Source organism: Acinetobacter sp. ANC_7512 (genome assembly GCF_056779935.1).
In genome coordinates this window covers 42,456-60,904 of record NZ_JBWYIX010000002.1, presented here as the reverse complement: position 1 = coordinate 60,904, position 18,449 = coordinate 42,456, and the positions used below count along the sequence as shown (strand labels likewise).

16 protein-coding genes and 1 tRNA gene are annotated in these 18,449 nt (G+C 38.0%); 10 read left to right on the top strand and 7 right to left on the bottom strand.

Annotated elements, in window-relative coordinates:
- Positions 1-386: 386 nt before the first annotated feature.
- The 3 genes from uvrA to tenA form a co-directional block, all read right to left on the bottom strand.
- Positions 387-3,218: an excinuclease ABC subunit UvrA gene (gene uvrA, locus AC1M9H_RS02920; RefSeq protein WP_180028471.1), complete on the bottom strand. Its 2,832-nt coding sequence runs from the start codon at positions 3,216-3,218 to the stop codon at positions 387-389.
- 255 nt (positions 3,219-3,473) lie between these two features.
- Entirely contained in the window at positions 3,474-3,845 is a 372-nt protein-coding gene (locus AC1M9H_RS02915; protein WP_481612722.1) for a hypothetical protein, read from the bottom strand.
- Between the two features lie 172 nt (positions 3,846-4,017).
- The gene (gene tenA, locus AC1M9H_RS02910; RefSeq protein ID WP_481586851.1) at positions 4,018-4,692 is read right to left on the bottom strand and encodes a thiaminase II; all 675 of its coding nucleotides are present in this window, start codon (positions 4,690-4,692) and stop codon (positions 4,018-4,020) included.
- A gap of 316 nt (positions 4,693-5,008) precedes the next feature.
- Here tenA and AC1M9H_RS02905 point away from each other — a divergent pair, with 316 nt between their 5' ends.
- The 4 genes from AC1M9H_RS02905 (at position 5,009) to AC1M9H_RS02890 (ending at position 8,817) form a co-directional block, all read left to right on the top strand.
- Positions 5,009-6,094: a DUF475 domain-containing protein gene (locus AC1M9H_RS02905; RefSeq protein ID WP_179999088.1), complete on the top strand. Its 1,086-nt coding sequence runs from the start codon at positions 5,009-5,011 to the stop codon at positions 6,092-6,094.
- 172 nt (positions 6,095-6,266) lie between these two features.
- Positions 6,267-7,631, top strand: coding sequence for an MFS transporter (locus AC1M9H_RS02900; protein WP_035265762.1), 1,365 nt, complete (start codon positions 6,267-6,269; stop codon positions 7,629-7,631).
- Positions 7,632-7,682: 51 nt separating this feature from the next.
- Positions 7,683-8,258, top strand: coding sequence for a single-stranded DNA-binding protein (gene ssb / locus AC1M9H_RS02895; RefSeq protein ID WP_092766486.1), 576 nt, complete (start codon positions 7,683-7,685; stop codon positions 8,256-8,258).
- Between the two features lie 154 nt (positions 8,259-8,412).
- Positions 8,413-8,817: a hypothetical protein gene (locus AC1M9H_RS02890; RefSeq protein ID WP_481612721.1), complete on the top strand. Its 405-nt coding sequence runs from the start codon at positions 8,413-8,415 to the stop codon at positions 8,815-8,817.
- Between the two features lie 115 nt (positions 8,818-8,932).
- On the opposite strand, the gene AC1M9H_RS02885 is transcribed toward AC1M9H_RS02890, so the two are convergent.
- The 4 genes from AC1M9H_RS02885 to kynU all read right to left on the bottom strand — a co-directional run bounded on the left by AC1M9H_RS02885 (position 8,933) and on the right by kynU (position 13,620).
- Positions 8,933-9,994, bottom strand: coding sequence for a porin (locus AC1M9H_RS02885; RefSeq protein WP_481612720.1), 1,062 nt, complete (start codon positions 9,992-9,994; stop codon positions 8,933-8,935).
- Between the two features lie 164 nt (positions 9,995-10,158).
- The gene (locus tag AC1M9H_RS02880; RefSeq protein WP_481612719.1) at positions 10,159-10,908 is read right to left on the bottom strand and encodes an alpha/beta hydrolase; all 750 of its coding nucleotides are present in this window, start codon (positions 10,906-10,908) and stop codon (positions 10,159-10,161) included.
- A gap of 17 nt (positions 10,909-10,925) precedes the next feature.
- Positions 10,926-12,326 carry an amino acid permease gene (locus tag AC1M9H_RS02875; protein WP_180028467.1) on the bottom strand — a complete coding sequence of 467 codons (1,401 nt, stop codon included), beginning with the start codon at positions 12,324-12,326 and terminating at the stop codon, positions 10,926-10,928.
- A 40-nt stretch (positions 12,327-12,366) separates the two neighbouring features.
- Entirely contained in the window at positions 12,367-13,620 is a 1,254-nt protein-coding gene (gene kynU, locus AC1M9H_RS02870) for a kynureninase (RefSeq protein ID WP_481612718.1), read from the bottom strand.
- A gap of 141 nt (positions 13,621-13,761) precedes the next feature.
- Between kynU and gigD the strand changes: the two genes are divergently transcribed.
- The 6 genes from gigD (at position 13,762) to AC1M9H_RS02840 (ending at position 18,432) form a co-directional block, all read left to right on the top strand.
- Entirely contained in the window at positions 13,762-14,214 is a 453-nt protein-coding gene (gene gigD / locus AC1M9H_RS02865; protein WP_092766480.1) for an Lrp/AsnC family transcriptional regulator GigD, read from the top strand.
- Positions 14,215-14,733: 519 nt separating this feature from the next.
- Positions 14,734-14,810, top strand: a tRNA-Met gene (locus AC1M9H_RS02860).
- Positions 14,811-15,051: 241 nt separating this feature from the next.
- Positions 15,052-15,264, top strand: a complete 213-nt coding sequence (locus AC1M9H_RS02855) for a cold-shock protein (protein WP_035267602.1) — start codon at positions 15,052-15,054, stop codon at positions 15,262-15,264.
- Positions 15,261-15,461, top strand: coding sequence for a hypothetical protein (locus AC1M9H_RS02850; protein ID WP_092766478.1), 201 nt, complete (start codon positions 15,261-15,263; stop codon positions 15,459-15,461). Before AC1M9H_RS02855 ends, AC1M9H_RS02850 begins: the two co-directional genes overlap by 4 nt.
- Positions 15,462-15,806: 345 nt before the next feature.
- The gene (locus AC1M9H_RS02845; RefSeq protein WP_035267598.1) at positions 15,807-16,028 is read left to right on the top strand and encodes a hypothetical protein; all 222 of its coding nucleotides are present in this window, start codon (positions 15,807-15,809) and stop codon (positions 16,026-16,028) included.
- Positions 16,029-16,347: 319 nt separating this feature from the next.
- Positions 16,348-18,432 carry a catalase gene (locus AC1M9H_RS02840; protein WP_481612717.1) on the top strand — a complete coding sequence of 695 codons (2,085 nt, stop codon included), beginning with the start codon at positions 16,348-16,350 and terminating at the stop codon, positions 18,430-18,432.
- The last annotated feature ends 17 nt before the right edge of the window (positions 18,433-18,449 follow it).

Here is an 18,449-nt window from a genome sequence, read left to right as displayed (position 1 = left end):
TCTCGCAGAGGAGAGAGTCTGTCGCTAATTACTTCTTTATCTAATACAGGCTTTTTAATTTCAAAATCAAATATAGCCCAAATTTTTAAAATTAAATGATTTATTTCCTCTATATAGAAGAAATTTTTGTTAAAAGATTACGATTAAACTCTTTGTTTTCCTTATTTTGTTGTGCCTTCAAATTTGCCTTTTGATTGAAATAAGTAATGATCCCTGTAATGAGCGCACCTAAACCAATTTTAATAGCTGTATCTAATATTTCTAATAAAGTCATAAGAAAAAAAAACGGTGAATGAATCACCGTATTAGCATAATAAATTATTATTTTGAAACCTCCCTAACCCTCCTTTTCAAAGATGAGGAGCATTAATCCGTAAGGGGGGAGATTATTTCAACATCGGCTTTAAGAATCTCGCCGTATGCGAAACCTTATTTTTCGCTACTTCTTCAGGTGTACCTTCAGCAATAATCATACCGCCACCAGCACCACCTTCAGGACCTAAGTCCACAATCCAGTCGGCAGTTTTAATCACATCTAAGTTATGCTCAATCACCACAATGGTATTACCTTTATTGCGTAGCTCATGAAGAATATCTAAAAGTTTGGCAATATCGTGGAAATGCAAACCTGTGGTTGGTTCATCCAGCACATACAGGGTTTTACCCGTATCACGTTTGGCAAGTTCGCGCGCAAGTTTCACACGCTGTGCTTCACCACCTGAAAGCGTGGTTGCCGACTGACCCAAACGGATATAACCTAAACCAACTTGATGTAAAGTTTCTAAACGACGATGAATGACAGGAATCGCATCAAAGAAATGCATTGCATCTTCAACGGTCATCTCGAGTACGTCAGAAATGTTTTTACCTTTATAGCCGACTTCCAAAGTTTCACGGTTATAACGCTTGCCGTGGCAGGCATCGCATGGCACATACATATCCGGTAAGAAATGCATCGCCACTTTAATCATACCGTCGCCTTCACAAGCCTCACAGCGACCACCTTTCACGTTAAACGAGAAACGACCTGCGGCATACCCACGTGCTTTGGCTTCTGGGGTTTGAGCAAAGAGTTCACGAATTGGCGTAAACAAACCTGTATAGGTTGCAGGGTTTGAGCGCGGTGTACGTCCAATTGGGCTTTGGTCAATATCCACGACTTTATCGAGGAATTGTAAGCCATCAATCGAATCAAACTTTTCAGCGGTTAACGTGGTTGCACCGTTCAATTGTGTTGCTGCAAGCGGTAATAAGGTGCGGTTAATGAGGGTTGATTTACCTGAACCCGAAACACCTGTTACACAAGTCATAACACCCAATGGAATAGTCAAATCGACATTCTTTAAGTTGTGACCACATGCACCCATCAGCTTAATTTGCTCATCAGGTTTTGGTGGTTGTACACGCGTTTTTGGCACTTCAATTTTTAACTTGCCTGACAAGTATTTGCCGGTCAGAGAGTCTTCATTGGCTGCCAATTCATCATAAGTCCCCTCGGCAATGACATGACCACCATGCACCCCTGCACCAGGACCAATATCAATAATATGATCCGCTGCACGAATGGCATCTTCATCATGCTCTACCACTAAAACGGTGTTGCCCAAGTCACGTAAACGAACCAAAGTCTCAAGCAAACGGTCATTATCACGTTGATGCAAACCAATCGATGGCTCATCCAGCACATACATCACGCCCATTAAGCCAGCACCAATTTGCGAAGCTAAACGAATACGCTGTGCTTCACCGCCTGATAAGGTTTCGGCTGAACGAGATAGACTTAAATAGTTCAAGCCTACGGATACAAGGAAGTGCAAACGCTCACGAATTTCTTTAAAAATCTTATCGGCAATTTCACCTTTGGCGCCTTCAAGATTGAGATCTTGATAATAGCTTTCAGCATCGCCAATCGACATTTTGGTGATTTCGGCAATGGTTTTGTCTTTGACACGCACATGACGTGAAATTTCATTGAGACGTGAACCGCCACAAGCGTCACATGCAGCATTCGATAAATACTGAGCTAAATCATCACGTACATAGTTTGATTCAGTTTCACGGTAACGACGTTCTAAATGTGGTAAAACCCCTTCGAAAGCCATCACACGGTTATGACGGCGACCACGTTCATCGATATAGCTTAAGTCAATTTTTTCTTTGCCTGTACCGTAAAGGAATTTCTTTTTGGTATCCGCATCAAGTTCATTCCACGGCGTATCAAGAGAGAAGTCGAAGTGTGCAGCGACTTTTTCAATCATGCTGTAATAGTATGGACGCTGACGATCCCAACCACGAATTGCCCCTTGGCTAATGCTGACTTCGGGGTTTGGAATGAGTTTGTCAGAACTAAAATGGCTGCGTGTCCCTAAACCATCACAGACGGGGCAAGCACCAAATGGGTTGTTAAAAGAAAACAGACGAGGTTCTAATTCGGCAACGGCACGGTCACATTCAGGACATGAGTGTTTTGCTGAGAACACACGATCAGATTGTTCGCCTTTCATCCATGACAAAATTGCAATATCGCCACCTAAACGCAGTGCGGTTTCAAAACTTTCTGCAATACGGTTGCCTAAGTCATCGCGGACTTTAAAACGGTCGACCACGACTTCAATGGTATGTTTTTTCTTCTTATCCAGTTCAGGCGGTGGATCAATTTCCATGATTTCACCGTCTACACGTGCACGGACGAAACCTTGGCTTTGTAATTGCTCAAATAAATTGGTGTATTCCCCTTTGCGCTCACGTACAACAGGAGCAAGTAACAATAAAGCCGTACCTTCTTCAAGTGCTTTAACCGCATCAACCATTTCCGACACGGTTTGTGCCACCATCGGCAAGTCATGCTCAGGGCAGTAGGGTGTACCCACTCGAGCATACAACAAACGTAAATAGTCATAAATTTCAGTAATCGTACCGACCGTTGAACGTGGGTTATGACTGGTTGATTTCTGCTCGATGGCAATAGCTGGGCTTAAACCTTCAATCGAATCGACTTCAGGTTTTTCCATTTGTGACAGGAATTGGCGTGCATAGGCAGATAAAGATTCCACATAGCGACGTTGACCTTCTGCATATAAGGTGTCGAAAGCCAGTGAAGATTTACCTGAACCTGAAAGTCCCGTAATCACCACGAACTTATCGCGTGGAATATCAAGGTTCACATTTTTTAAGTTATGGGTGCGTGCGCCTCGAATACGGATATGACTTTGGCTCATAAAACATCTCGAAAATATGCTGAGTGAAGGTGATATATGATAGCGATTTAATTTTGTTCAAGCACAAATGAAAAATAAAACACGACAAATTATGTCGGTAAAATTTCATTGAACAGCAAAAGTCCAATGTAAAGTGCTTTGAGAGCTCCTGCAATCTGATTTTAAATAGATGAACAAGACAGAATCAATTCGCAAATTTGATGTCATGATGAGCCATAGGATGTTAAATATAAGTGAATTTCGGGTGAATATTGATCAGCAAGCACGTGAATAGTGACGTTCGAAAATAGAGTCCACCTGTTCAAAACATATATGTCTTTCAATAGCATGATGTTGACGTGCGTAAAAATTTACTTCTTTTTCTAAGTGTTGAAGAAAATTGTTATATTCGGCTTCGAAATGTTGTAAATCTAGAAAATCAAAACGTATAGAGCTTGAACAAGAGTATTGAGCAATGAAGTCGAGCATTAAATTTTGAATATGATGATTGGTAAAATAAATGAGATATGTGGCAGCAGATCCACAGTGTGTACAGCCTTTTTCTAAATAAACTTCTTCATTATTTAACCAACAGCATTGTAAAGTGAAATATGCACGGATTGCTTCTGTTCCCAGTGAATGTTGCATAGAAAACCTCAAGTAAATTTTATTTATGATAATGAGAATTATTATCAATAATAATTGTGCTTGAAGTTTGCTTTAAAATCCAGTCTTAAATCCATTTAAATCGAAATGAGCCTGAAAGTCGGCAATGCAGTTTAGATCACCGACCTTTAATTTGGTTATGCAGGTGATAGCATCATGAGTGATCTAGGCTTAACCATTGACGTTGATGATAGGCACTATCCCAGAATAAATATTCGAGTTCAGCTCCTCGTGTGTAAGCTTGATGCATTTTTTCAATGGTATGTTGATCGCTTTCTGCCGCAACACGGTCAATAATTTCAATGACTTTTCGTACTTCTTCGTTGAAATGCTCGCCAGCATAAGTGTCAATCCAAGCTTGATAAGGATTATTTGCAATATTACGTTTAAGAATGTCTTTGCCCACTTCAGCATAAATCCAATAGCACGGCAGTAATGAAGCTAAAACGACAGGATAACTCTCTGACCATGCAGTAGCTGTCAGAAATGAGGTGTAATGATGGCAAGCAGCAGTCAAAGGTGTATTTTCAAAATCAGCTTTAGTGATGCCGAATTCGTGCATAAAACCATTGTGCAGTTCACGTTCAACCACAATTGCTTCATTAGCGCCTTGCGTAAATTGAATAATGGCATCGGAGTCATATGCTTTAGCACCACAAATAGCCAATGCTCGACCATAGGCAACTAGGTAATGCGCATCTTGGATGACGTAATGGCAAAAAACTTCTCGATCGAGTGTTCCAAGCGCCAGCTCTTGGTTAAAAGGGAGTGCTAATGTTTTTTGATATAAATCGTAGTTTCGTTGCCAAACGGCTTCTGAAAAACGCATAAATCCATCCTGAATAAAATCATCTCTAGGTATCATCTAAGATCATATCAATTTGTCGTTACAAAACTAGCTTGAGCGATACATCATCTTCAACAAAAAAATCATACGAAGAACTTTGGATTAATTTTGAAAAATCGTCATAATTAGCACAGTTTAATTGAGTGTCATTTTGCACTAGAAATCAGACATTCAATTCATAGAATTTTTACAAATCACTAAGCACAGACTTCGTTTAATATTCGTCATATAAAAATTCTAAGTTTATGTTTTGTAAAATTTTTATTGATTCACATCATTTTTATAAGGTCGCTAGATTATGTGGAAACATTTTGGTTTCTCTATCGTATTCACGATCGTGTGTCTTGCGCTGTCTGCCTATTGGGGTTATACCCATGGTCCAGAAGCTGGCCTCAAGACCATGTTCACCGTACTGACCATCACTGCAATTTTAGCTGTGATGGAGGTTTCACTTTCTTTTGATAATGCTGTTGTCAATGCTTCAGTGCTTCGTCATTGGGATCACTTTTGGAAAATGCTTTTCCTGACTGTAGGTATTCTCATTGCAGTATTTGGTATGCGTTTAATCTTCCCAATTGTGATCGTCGCGGTCACAGCGGATATGGGCATGATGGAAGTTGTCAATTTGGCATTAAATGACCCTAAAGAATATTCGGCACGACTGATGAATCATCATCCTGAAATTGCAGCATTTGGTGGTGCATTCTTATTGATGGTATTCCTTAACTTTTTCTTGGATGATGGTAAAGACACGCATTGGTTCAAATGGATTGAGCGTCGTTTAGCGAAATTGGCATCTGTACCTGCACTATCTGTATTTGTTGCTTTAGTGGCTTTACTGATCATGGCAGCTAATGTTGATGAAGCTAAACGCTTAGTCGTGACTATGGCGGGTATCTGGGGCATCGTCATTTATATTGGGGTACAAGTACTGAGCCATTTGCTGGGTGGTGAGCCTGAAATTGATGAAAATGGTAATGCAATTGGTCACGATAGTAATGGTGTGCCAACAGGCGTAGTCAAAGCAGGTATCGGTGGGTTCTTGTATTTAGAAGTATTGGATGCATCATTTAGTTTTGATGGTGTGATTGGTGCTTTTGCCATTACTTCAGATGTTGTGGTGATTATGTTAGGTCTCGCGATTGGTGCCATCTTTGTTCGTTCTATTACCATCTATCTCGTTGAGAAAGGCACTTTAGATGCTTACATCTATTTAGAACATGGTGCGCACTATGCAATTGGTGCATTGGCTTTCATTATGATTGCGAGTGGTACAGGCGTACATGTTCCTGAAGTGGTTACAGGTCTGATTGGTGTAGCATTTATTGTTTGGGCAGTGATTGCATCTATTCAATATAAGAAGCGTCAAGCGCTACAAGGCTAGATGAATAAATCAAAAAAGCACAGCACAAGCTGTGCTTTTTTTGGCTTAAGGCTTTTGCCCTAGGGAAAACAGATGGTGTTGATCTTTATTTCAAATAAAATTCATGCCTGTTCATCAGCCGAATATTCTATAATCAAAGTAGACATAGAAATCACGCGATTACCTAAATTTTATGATGAATGCCTTAGAACGCCGTTCCACATTTGCATTGAGCAGCATTTTTGCATTGCGAATGTTAGGTCTGTTTATGATTGTCCCGGTCTTTTCTGTTGCGGGACAGGCTTATGAATATGCAACACCTGCTTTGATTGGTTTGGCCGTAGGTGTGTATGGTTTGACTCAGGCAATACTACAAATTCCTTTTAGTTTGATTGCAGACCGTTATAGCCGAAAGCCGCTGATCGTATTGGGTTTATTGTTGTTTGCCTTGGGTGGTGCAATCGCAGCAATGTCAGACACAATCTATGGTGTGATTATAGGGCGTGCAATAGCTGGGGGTGGAGCTGTCTCTGCTGTCGTCATGGCGTTATTGGCAGATGTTACGCGTGAAGAAAATCGTATGAAGGCGATGGCAATGATGGGGATGAGTATTGGTCTCTCTTTCGTTATTGCATTTAGTTTAGGGCCATGGTTGACCAGCGTGGTGGGTATTTCAGGCTTATTCTGGGTGACCACACTCATGGGATTACTTGCCATTGCAATGCTATTTCTTGTTCCCAAAACAACACGTCATCATAAAAATTTTCAGCAAGGTTATCTCACTCAGCTAAAACAAGTTTTGAAAATGGGCGATTTAAATCGCTTACATGTTTCTGTGTTTGCTTTGCATTTATTGCTGACGGCGATGTTCATCTATGTGCCTTCTCAATTGATTGACTTTGCAGATATTCCTTTAGCTCAGCATGGTTTGATCTATCTTCCCTTATTGGTAATCAGTTTATTTTTTGCTTTTCCTAGTATCATTCTTGCTGAAAAATATCGAAAAATGCGAGGTATTTTTCTGACTGCGATTGCTGGGATCATCGCCGGTTTGATCGTGATGATTTTTGGATTTGAATCGAAATACATTTTGTTGCTTGGTTTAGGTCTTTTCTTTATTGCCTTTAATGTGATGGAAGCACTACTGCCATCTTGGTTATCGAAGGCAGCACCTATCCAATCCAAAGCGACAGCAATGGGTGTAAATGCCAGTGGTCAATTCTTAGGTGCTTTTTTTGGCGGTATACTGGGTGGGCAATTGCTGATGTTAAATAACACTGCTCTAGGCTGGGGGGTACTGACAGGAATTGCCATTCTTTGGCTGTTGATTAGTTTTGGATTAAAGCAGCCACGTTATTTATCATCACTGATTTTGAGTTTGCCCAAAGTCCAAGAAACAGATGAATGGACTTCTCAGTTACTGGCAATTCGTGGTATTGAAGAGGTCGTGGTGATGACTGATCAACAAGTGGTCTATGTCAAAGTTGATAAGCAGCAGTTAGATGACACTGCGCGACAACATTTAACGCACTTGTTGGGTAAAGAGGTAGCCATTTAATCATAACTCTTATAAAGTAAAACATAGAATCGAATAGGAAGATTAGAGCACATGCGCGGCGTGAATAAAGTTATTTTAGTTGGTACTTTAGGTAAAGATCCTGAGACAAAAACATTTCCCAATGGTGGTTCATTAACGCAGTTTTCAATTGCGACAAGTGAATCTTGGACAGATAAAAACTCAGGTGAACGCAAAGAACAAACAGAATGGCACCGTATCGTCTTACATAATCGTTTAGGTGAAATTGCACAGCAATATTTACGTAAAGGTTCAAAAGTTTATATTGAAGGCTCTTTACGTACCCGTCAGTGGACAGACCAAAATGGTCAAGAACGTTACACGACTGAAATTCGTGGCGAACAAATGCAGATGTTAGATTCTAATAATCGTCAGCAAAGTGAAAATGGTGGTGAAGGTTATAATCAACCACGTTTTAATAACAACCAAGGCGGTGGTTATGGCAACCAAGGTGGTTATAACAATAATAATCAAGGTAGCGGTTATGGTAACCAAGCTGGTTATGGTAATAACAACGTTAACCAAGGCTTCCAAAAGCCACAAAATCAACCAGCGCCGAAGCCAATGGCGACAGCACCATCTGATTTAGATGATGATTTACCGTTCTGACACATACCTGAGAGTAGTTTTTGTTAAATTTTAATGTTTTTTATTATTTAACAATGAATTAAATAGTTAAAAACCCTTTGTATAACAAAGGGTTTTTTTGTTTTTATGGTGATATAGTAAAACGTTTGTTCATAGTTGAATTAGGGATAGTTGAATGAAAGACGGGATTATATTTTTAACTTGTGTGCTGTGTAGCAGCATGAGTTTAGCACAATCACCACAATGGACCATGTTTGATCGGGATGATGGGGGCTGGTCTTATATTGATAAAATGACCATTAAATCACTCGATCAAGCCTCGCATATTTTTGAAATTGACTATAAATATGTGTATGAACATGGCGTGCCCTCATTAAACATCAAACCAAAGGGCTACATACAAGCCGTTCATCAAATTGATTGTCAAAATAAAGCCAGAGCCTTTGTAAAAAGCCAGCGTTTTACGCCGCAAGGTAAAGCCGCAGATGATAATAATTCATTCGGTACGATTTATTTTGAACCCATGTCAATGCAACTTTCTAAAAATATTAAATTAATTGAGATGTTGTGTATCAAATAAATTGAATCATTTTAAAGAGCAGAGCATTGTGACATTATATTTGAATCAATGTGTCATCATTCAAAGCCTATGAGCATATCAAGGCTTTGCATGATAGTTACTCTAAAATTAGAATTTACCATTCATAACGTAAACGGAATAAATGCATATCTGGGGTTTGGAACGTATCATGTGTATATAAACGTTCATAATCAAATCCAAAACCATGGTTAAATCTAGCTGCTATACCAACACCGAGATCACGGCGTTTAAACTCTGAGCCACTGGTATATTCAAGTTGATTTCCCATGATATAGGGCTGAATGAATTTGATACCGTATTCTTCAATCTTGAAGTGCTGTCCCGCATAAAATTCAACGCCATAAGCCTCAGTATTCAGCAATGATTGAAGTTGAAAATCGCTCGATTCACTGTAAGCATCAAAATTTGGAACTAGATTTTTATACCAACCAGCGCCAAAGCTAAGCATCCATTTTCCATCAAAATAAAATAATGAACTTGCCCAAATTTCTTGCTTTAAATCATGTTTATCTTGTTGATTATTCAGACTAGCATCGTTGTACTTCCATGAGGTCGCCCAACTTAAATTTTTATTTAAATGTACATCAACTGCCAATTCGGCACCATTTTTACGTTGATATTGCACATCCGTATCTGCGACCGTCGTACTATCCTTGAACAAATAGCTGGCATATAAGTTTGCTTTATCCATTTTGAACTCATAACGTAAAGTTTTATGAGCTGCTTGCGTACCATCTGTATAAGCGACAGGGCTCCACGTTTGGGGCTGAGCCAAGGTTGAGTAATTCCATAGGTCAGTTTTGGCACCTACAATGTCGTAATAAATACTATAGATTTTTCCAAATTTAACGGTACCGTATTCTGAATCTCGCAGACCAATATACGCCTGTTCGGTGGTGATGTTTTCATCAGAGGAACGGTAATGACCGTCCCAATCCAGCATCTTGGGAAGATTGATATAGTTTTGATAGCCTGCAATTAAATGCAAACGTTCATTCCATGCATAATCAGCATTGGCATAAATACGGCTATTTGAGCTATAGCCATCTCTGCGATATTTCTGATTTTCGTTAGATTGATCGTAATGATCGAAATTTAAGGCTTGTAGGCGAATACTACCAGACGTGGTGAGTTTTAAACGATCGGATTCACTCACAATTTGCTGTTCATCAATGAGTGTTATCTCGGCAAATGTAAGATTTGAAAAAATAAAGGTGCAGGAAAGCAATAGCTTGTAAAAGCATGGTTTTGACATAGTAACATCCGTGTGACTAAATATAAATTAAGCTGGTGATTCTGCTGATTAAAGCTGAGTAGAAATTAGGTTGTCTTTGTCGATTGAAAATATCGTTCCAAAATGGAGTAGTGGTTAGTGTCTACAAAACTCAAGAGATGCGTGAATTCAGGCTCTAGTTGCTGTCGAATTTGATAATATTTTTGGCTCTGCCATTTCAGTTCTGGTAACTCATCGAGTCCATACGCAATCGTACAGGGCTTCGCAAAGTGTGTAGAATGTTCAACTGGACTTAAGTTTTTAATGTCTAGCTCAGATAAATTTAGCGCCTTGTTTAAATGCGTTTCTTGAATCGGTTTTAGGTCATAGATACCACTGAGTAATACCGCTGACCCAATCAGGGGGTGATCTAAATTTAAAGCAGCCAAATGGGCACCGGCAGAATGCCCAACCACAATGACATTGGAGCTGATCCAAGTTTGTTTGTGGATATAATCGAGCGCTTTGCGAATTTGTAGATTAATCAGATTTAAACTACTTTGAGGCGCTAAATCATATTCAACCAACACACATTGAGCATTTTGCTTTAAAACAAATTCAGCAACAAAGGCAAAATCCCTTTTTTCACACCATTGCCAATAACCACCATGTATAAAAATAACAGTAGTATTGGTGGCAACAGGTGTGGGGAAAAAATCCAGTGTAGATCTTCGCTGAAAGTCGTACTGTAAATCGGCAATATGATGGTGTTGCATATAAGTCGCTTGGCTCATTTTTTGAAAATCAGACAAGATCTGATTTTCATCCACCACAGTTTTCGAGTTGTCATAGAGCATGATTTACAGCTCCTTTACTAGGCTTGTTCATTTTCAGTTAATTGATGCTTTAAGGATGATTTCTTCATTTGATAGAAAATGATTAACATCACGATAAAAGGCACGCCAAACTGGAGAGTTGATTTAAATTCTTGCGTAAACCATGTGGTAAGCGTGATTGCAAGAATGGCAAACAAACCGATAAAGGAAATATAACGACTACCAGGAATGCTGTATTTGAGGTGGATATTATTTTTTGCCAAGTTCTTTCTGAAGAAGTAGTGTGTGGCAAAGATCGCCCCCCAAGTAAATAAAGCTCCAAACATGGACAGTGCAATCATGATTGGAAATGCTGATTCGGGATTAATGCTATATACAATACTCGCCACGGCAATACCTGTTGCCGAAAGTAGCAAGGCATTGATGGGCACCCCATTTTTACGAATTTTACCAAACAGCTTAGGTGCATCTCCTGAACGTGACAAACTGAATAACATACGCGTTGAGATATATAACATGCTGTTCATTGCGGACAGTGCTGCCACAATCACAATGAAGTTTAAAATATGATCAGCAAAAGGAATGCCGACAATTTGCATAACAGACACGAAAGGACTGGTTGCACCTGGTGCTATCAATTGAGTCCATGGAACGAGAGTGACAATTAAACTCAGCGATAGTAAATAAAATAGAAATAAGCGAATCGCAGTGCTTTTGAAAGCGTATTTAACTGCTTTTTCAGGATCATTGGCTTCACCTGCAGCAACCGCGATCATTTCGATACTGAGATAACTAAAAATAGAAATAATGACACCAATCCAAACACCTTTAAATCCATTTGGCATAAAGCCATCATGTGCAGTGAGATTGTGAGTTAGCGCTTGATGAGGATTTGGATCTTGCGTCAAAATACCTATTGCCAACAGAATAAACACAATGATGGCAAACACTTTGATCGTCGAAAACCAATATTCAACTAAGCCAAATGCTTTGACACTATAAGCATTTACTGCGAGAAGTACGGTTGAAAAAAACACGATCCAAATACCTGAACCGACATGAGGAAACCAAAGTTTCATATAGTCAGCCACGGCGGTAATTTCTGTGCCTACAGCCAACACGATACATGCCCAGTAGCTATAACGAACTAAGAAACCAGAAAGTGGATTTATATAATGTTCAGCGTAAGCACCAAACGAGCCTGAAGTGGGGTGTTGTACAGTCATTTCTGCCAAGCAAGCCATTAGTGCAAAAGCAATTAATCCGCCGATCGCATAGCTTAGAATGACAGCAGGTCCTGCAAAACTAATGGCAAATTTACTACCCATGAATAGACCGGTGCCAATGGCACCGCCTATTGCAATCATGCCCATTTGTTTAGCGGTTAATTTTTTATGTAATCCTGCTTCGCGTGTTTGAATTTTATCGAAGTTACTCATAAGCCCTCCTGGCCATGGTGATATAAAGTGAGTAACTGAATTAAGTTACTTGACCTCGCACCGAATATTTTTCATTTTTCCATTCTTCATTCAGCATCACTTGTTTAAGATGTTGAACAGCATGCCAAATGTCTTCATGGCTTAGGTACAAAGGTGTGACCCCAAATCTGAGCACGGCTGGCTCTCGGTAATCTCCAATCACACCACGCGCAACAAGCGCTTGGACAATGGCATAGCCGTGTTCATGGCAATAACTCACATGACTACCGCGCTGTAAATGATCGATTGGTGTAATTAACTCAAAACCAAATTCAGCACATTCCTGTTCAACCAATTGAATAAAGAGATCCGTTAAATTTAGAGATTTTTCTCGGATCTTTTGCATGTCAGTTTTTAAGAACACATCTAAACCACATTCGATCAAACTCATGGACAAAATGCTTTGGGTGCCACATAAAAAACGACGAATGCCTTGAGCTGGCTCGTAGTGATCAGCCATATCAAAAGGACGTTGATGCCCCCACCATCCTGAAAGAGGTTGCCAAAATTTATTTTGGTGTTTTGCATGTACCCAAATGAGGGCAGGAGAACCTGGTCCACCATTAAGGTATTTATATGTGCAACTTACGGCAAAATCACTTTGGGTCTTGTTTAAATCGATTGGAACAGCGCCTGCAGAGTGGCATAGATCCCAGATGACCAAAGCGTTATGTTGATGAATCGTTTGGTTGACCTGTTTCATGTCATAGAAATAGCCTGAGCGGTAATTGATATGTGACAACACCACAACTGCCGTTTGATGGGCTTTCAGAGTGGTTTCTAATTCATCAGGATGTTCGATTAAAACCAGTTGGTAGCCTTTTTGAACAAGGTCAATATAACCTTCAATAATATATAGGTCAGTCGGGAAGACGTCCTTTTCCGCAATAATTACTTTACGTTCAGGAGCGATTTCAGCTTGGATTTTGACAGCAGCAGAGAGTGCTTTAAATAAGTTGAGTGTGGTTGAATCAGAGATCACCGTTTCGCCTGGATTTGCCCCAATGAGCTGAGCCACCTTATCACCTAACCGAGTCGATAATCCCCACCAATCCGCTTTGTTCCAGCTATTGATGAGATCTTCTCCCCACTCTTGACTGACCACTTCGTGAGCACGTGTTAAAGCAGATTTAGGGCGTGCCCCAAGGGAATTTCCATCTAAATAAATGGTGTTCTCAGGTAAAGCAAATTCATTCTTTAAGTGGCTTAGTTTGTCTTGAGCATCCCATGCTTTGCATTGATCTAAGGTAATCATTTTTAACCTAACTTAGTCCGTGTTATTTCATTCGATTTTATCACGGCATTTTTTCATATTTATCCGATAATTATGCTTGAAATTGTTCTAAAACTGGATAGTATTCGAATCAAATATAAAAAATCAGGATGATATTTAGGAATGAATTTAGACCTTATTGATCATAAAATTTTAAGACTATTACAACAAAATGCACGACTAAGTCATCAAGAATTGGCAGATTTAGTGAATCTTTCTGCTTCAGCATGTCATCGACGTGTCAAAATTTTAGAAAATAATGGAGTCATCGAAAAATACCAAGCAAAAATTAATTATGAAAAATTGGGTATTCAAGTTGAGGCGATTGTCGAGATTAAACTCAATCAGCTGACCGAATCAGATCATCAGCACTTTCTGAGTCAGATTCGTAATTTTGATGAAGTGATCAATGCTTTTATCATTACAGGGGATTCGAATTACGTTCTCTTTGTGGCCACCAAAGATTTAAATGGGTTTTCCCAGTTTATTATTAATAAGTTAAACAAAATTAAAGGCATAGCCAACATTAATTCTAAAATTATTCTTGAAAAAGTGATCGAGAAGACCTTCATGTGATCATTAATTTTTTTTGAAAAAAAAGTGAATCCGTATTTTAAAATCAACCTCGAATTGATTTTACAAGCGATATTTTTTTTATGAGTTAAAACACATAAAACTGCTATTATGGTTCATCTTTTTTTTTAAAATAATTCTATGAACGAACATTACAAATATATATACACCAAATTTAGTTTTTTTGGTTCATTACCTACATATAAGGTGTTTCTGAATGAACAAAATAAGATCGTAAAATGGGTCTTTGCTGATAACTCTTTTATCTATGGGTATATATCTGATTGGGCATTGAATCATTCTGGTTTAGATGTGGGAAAGGCTACTTGGGCTGAAGAGTCGATATTATTACTAAATAATGAAAAATTTAAACTCAATTTGTATAGGTCTTTACATCAAAAATTTAAAACAGAATTATCTGAATAATTTATCTAGTAACGATAATGATTTTATAGTTTTTGATAAAAATAAATTATTTAGATTGCTATATATCTCAAATTAGCGTACAAATGCACTTGTTGATGCGGGATGGAGCAGTCTGGTAGCTCGTCGGGCTCATAACCCGAAGGTCGTTGGTTCAAATCCAGCTCCCGCTACCAATTAAAAACTAATTTAAAAGTTTACAACCTAATTGCGGTCGATCTGTAGTTAGGTTTTTTTATTAAAGAAAATTAAATCAATAAATCAATTAAATATGTGTTATATTGGTTTTCTAGAATTATAATTTTATTGTTTACTAATTTTATTTTGATCTGATATTAATTACATCTTTCATTCTATTAAAAGTCTATCTTCAAAATTTTTTTCTAATTATTCATTACATAATATAGGAAATAAATGATGTCTAATTTAACAACTGGTACAGTTAAGTGGTTCAACGAAACTAAGGGTTTCGGATTTATCGCTGTAGATAATGGTCAAGATGTATTTGCTCATTTTAGTGAAATTCGAGCAAATGGTTTCAAGAATCTAGTCGAAGGACAGCGAGTTCAATTTGTTGTACAACAAGGTCAGCGTGGCTTACAAGCAAGTGATATTGTAGCTATTTCATGAATACCTCATTAATTGAGGTGAAAGATCAGTTTGAAGTTAAATATGCAGTGATAGGTACATTTAATACTTCGCAGCATGCTTCGAACTTATCTCAAATAAATATTAAATTTATCACTGTTGATAATGAAAATATAAGACCTAGTTTTGATTTAAATTTTCATAGTTTAAATACTGGTAAAATTTACCAACTCATTTAAATATTAAAATTAAACCATAAAGTATTTTTTATGGTATAATCGTTGTTGATCGAATCCGTAAGCGAAACGGAAGTGTTTAGATAGAACTTAGAATTGCGTATTCTCAACTTATAGATTTTAATATCTATGATGTCTAAACAGTTAACGCAGAGCATGAACTCGCACCATGCCGATCTTAGAAGTCCACAATCTCATTGTGGGCTTTTTATAATTAAATACATGCTAATGTAAAATTGTAATTTGAATTATAGGCTTGAGCCTCTTCGATATCAGAATCCATACTCTCGATTTAAATATTTAATATTATTTTTAATTTTACATGAGCTCATGAATGAGTAAGTGAAAATGAATATCTCTAATGGCTGGACTACAGCAAAAGCAGTGAATGGTGAAACCATTCGAATTAACATTATCCCATTTCATAAAGTTCAAAATACGATGAGAGGACAAATTCTTGTAGAAGTTTCTAAACAAGTTGAAGTCGAATCAGGTGAAGTATTTGAAATAAACTTAGATGGCCGATCTTTTTTCTTGGGATTTAATAATCTATATAAGATTATGATTTAAAAATATTTTTCATAAAAGTCTAATGCGAAAAATTAGACTTTTATGGAAATAGAATCATAATACTAGTAACAGAATTATATAGATCACGATTAAGATTTACCCCATACATACCAATGATGATTTTATAAAAAATATCCGAAAATTATGTGAATAAAAGTTGGATAACTCATTTTTTAACATTGTTATTTTTAAGTAAAACTATAATGAGAATATCTTTTTAACATACTAAGATAAATTGCTGTACAAATAGTGACCTGTGTAAGTTCAATTTATAAAGCACAACTTATTATCTTAACAACTATGTAATAAGGAAAATAACATGAGTAAGAAAAAGATCAGTAGCAATGCAAAAATTCAACAGTTTGAACAGGATAGCTATGTCGACCCTAAAGGTAAAACACTTACGACTTCACTAGGGGTTCCTGTAGTTGATAATCAGAATAGTCTTAAAGTAGGGGAGCGCGGTCCTACACTGTTAGAAGATTTTCTATTACGTGACAAACTGATTCACTTTGATCGTGAGCGTATACCAGAACGAGTTGTCCATGCTCGAGGATTTGGTGCTCATGGATATTTTGAACCGTATAAAGGCAATGAAAAATGGACTAAAGCCAAATTTCTGATTGATACCAGCAATCCTACCCCTATTTTTGCGCGGATATCTACAGTTCAAGGTGGACGTGGCTCAGCAGATGTTGTGCGTGATGTTCGAGGTTTTTCTATTAAGTTTTATACGCAAGAAGGAAATTATGACTTAGTAGGAAACAATATTCCTGTTTTCTTTATACAAGATGCTATTAAATTTCCTGATTTTGTCCATGCTGTCAAGCCAGAAGATCCGAATGAAGTCCCGACTGGACAATCAGCACATGATACCTTCTGGGATTTCATTTCTTTAAATACCGAAACAGCACATATGACAACTTGGGTGATGTCAGATCGTGCTATTCCTCGTAATTTGCGTTCTATCCAAGGTTTCGGTGTACATACATTCAGACTTATCAATGCGCAAGGCAAAGCTCATTTAGTCAAATTTCATTGGACTCCAAAGCAAGGGGTTGCTCAAGTCGTATGGGACGAAGCATTAAAACTGAATGGCAAAGATCCTGATTTCCATCGACGAGATCTATGGGATGCAATCGAAAATGGAAATTATCCTGAATGGGAGCTAGGAGCTCAAATTTTCACGGAAGAAGAAGCTTCTGAATGGGATTTTGATGTTTTAGATCCAACTAAGCTTGTACCAGAGGAATTAGTACCTGTAACTCCATTAGGCAAATTTATATTGAACCGTAATACAGATGATTTCTTTGCCGAAACGGAGCAAGTTGCTTTTAGCCCAGCAAATATTGTATCTGGTATAGATTTTAGTAATGATCCTTTACTTCAAGGAAGATTATTTAGCTATACAGATACCCACCTACATCGTTTAGGTACAGCTAACTTTAACCAAATTCCAATTAATAAACCTGTATGCCCTTTTCATACCAATAGACGTGGTGGATTTGCTAACCATGAAGTTTACAAGGGAAAAGCAAATTATGAACCAAATTCAGTGGATGATAATTGGCCACGAGAAATTGGGCAGCAAGAGGGGGGATTTAGTTCTTATCCTGAACATGTGGAAGCAAGTAAATTACGTATTCGACCTGAAAGCTTTGCAGATCATTTCTCACAAGCGACACTTCACTATATGAGTTTGAAGAAGCATGAACAACAGCATATTAAAGATGCTTACGCATTTGAACTCTCTAAAGTTCAAGATGAAGAAATTCGTCAACGCGTGGTTGATCGAATTCTAGTAAATATCGATAAGGATCTCGCGACATACGTTGCAAATGAGTTAGGTTTAAAACTGTCTGATAAGCCAGCGATTAAAAAACAAAGTAAAGTTAAAATTTCAGAAAAACTTAGCATTGAGGCTTTCCCAGCATCAGATATTAAACAACGTAAAATTGCTGTACTTGTGCATAATGGTGCAAATGCAACTTCTGTAGATGCCGTGAAAGCATGGGCTGAAAGTGAAAATGCGGTTGCAGAAGTTTTAGCTCCAAGTGCAGCTCCAGTTAAATCTAAAGATGGAAAAGAAATAGCAGTAGATGGTCGACAAAATGGTGAGCCGTCAGTTACATATGACGCAATTGTTGTTATTGATGGCGATAATCTAGAAGCATTTAAGGCTGATGGAGTTGCAAAACACTATGTTCTTGAAACTTTTAAACATCTTAAACCAATTTATTTGCTTGGAGATAAAGAAAACCTTCTCGAATACTTTGGTATCGAACAAGATGATGCTATTTTTAGTAGTAAAACCTTTAAAGATCATCAAGATAAATTTAAGAAAGCGATACAAAATCACAGACTCTGGTCTCGAGAGGATATAGTAGCAAGTATCCCAGCATAAAAATAAGAGAAGCCTAG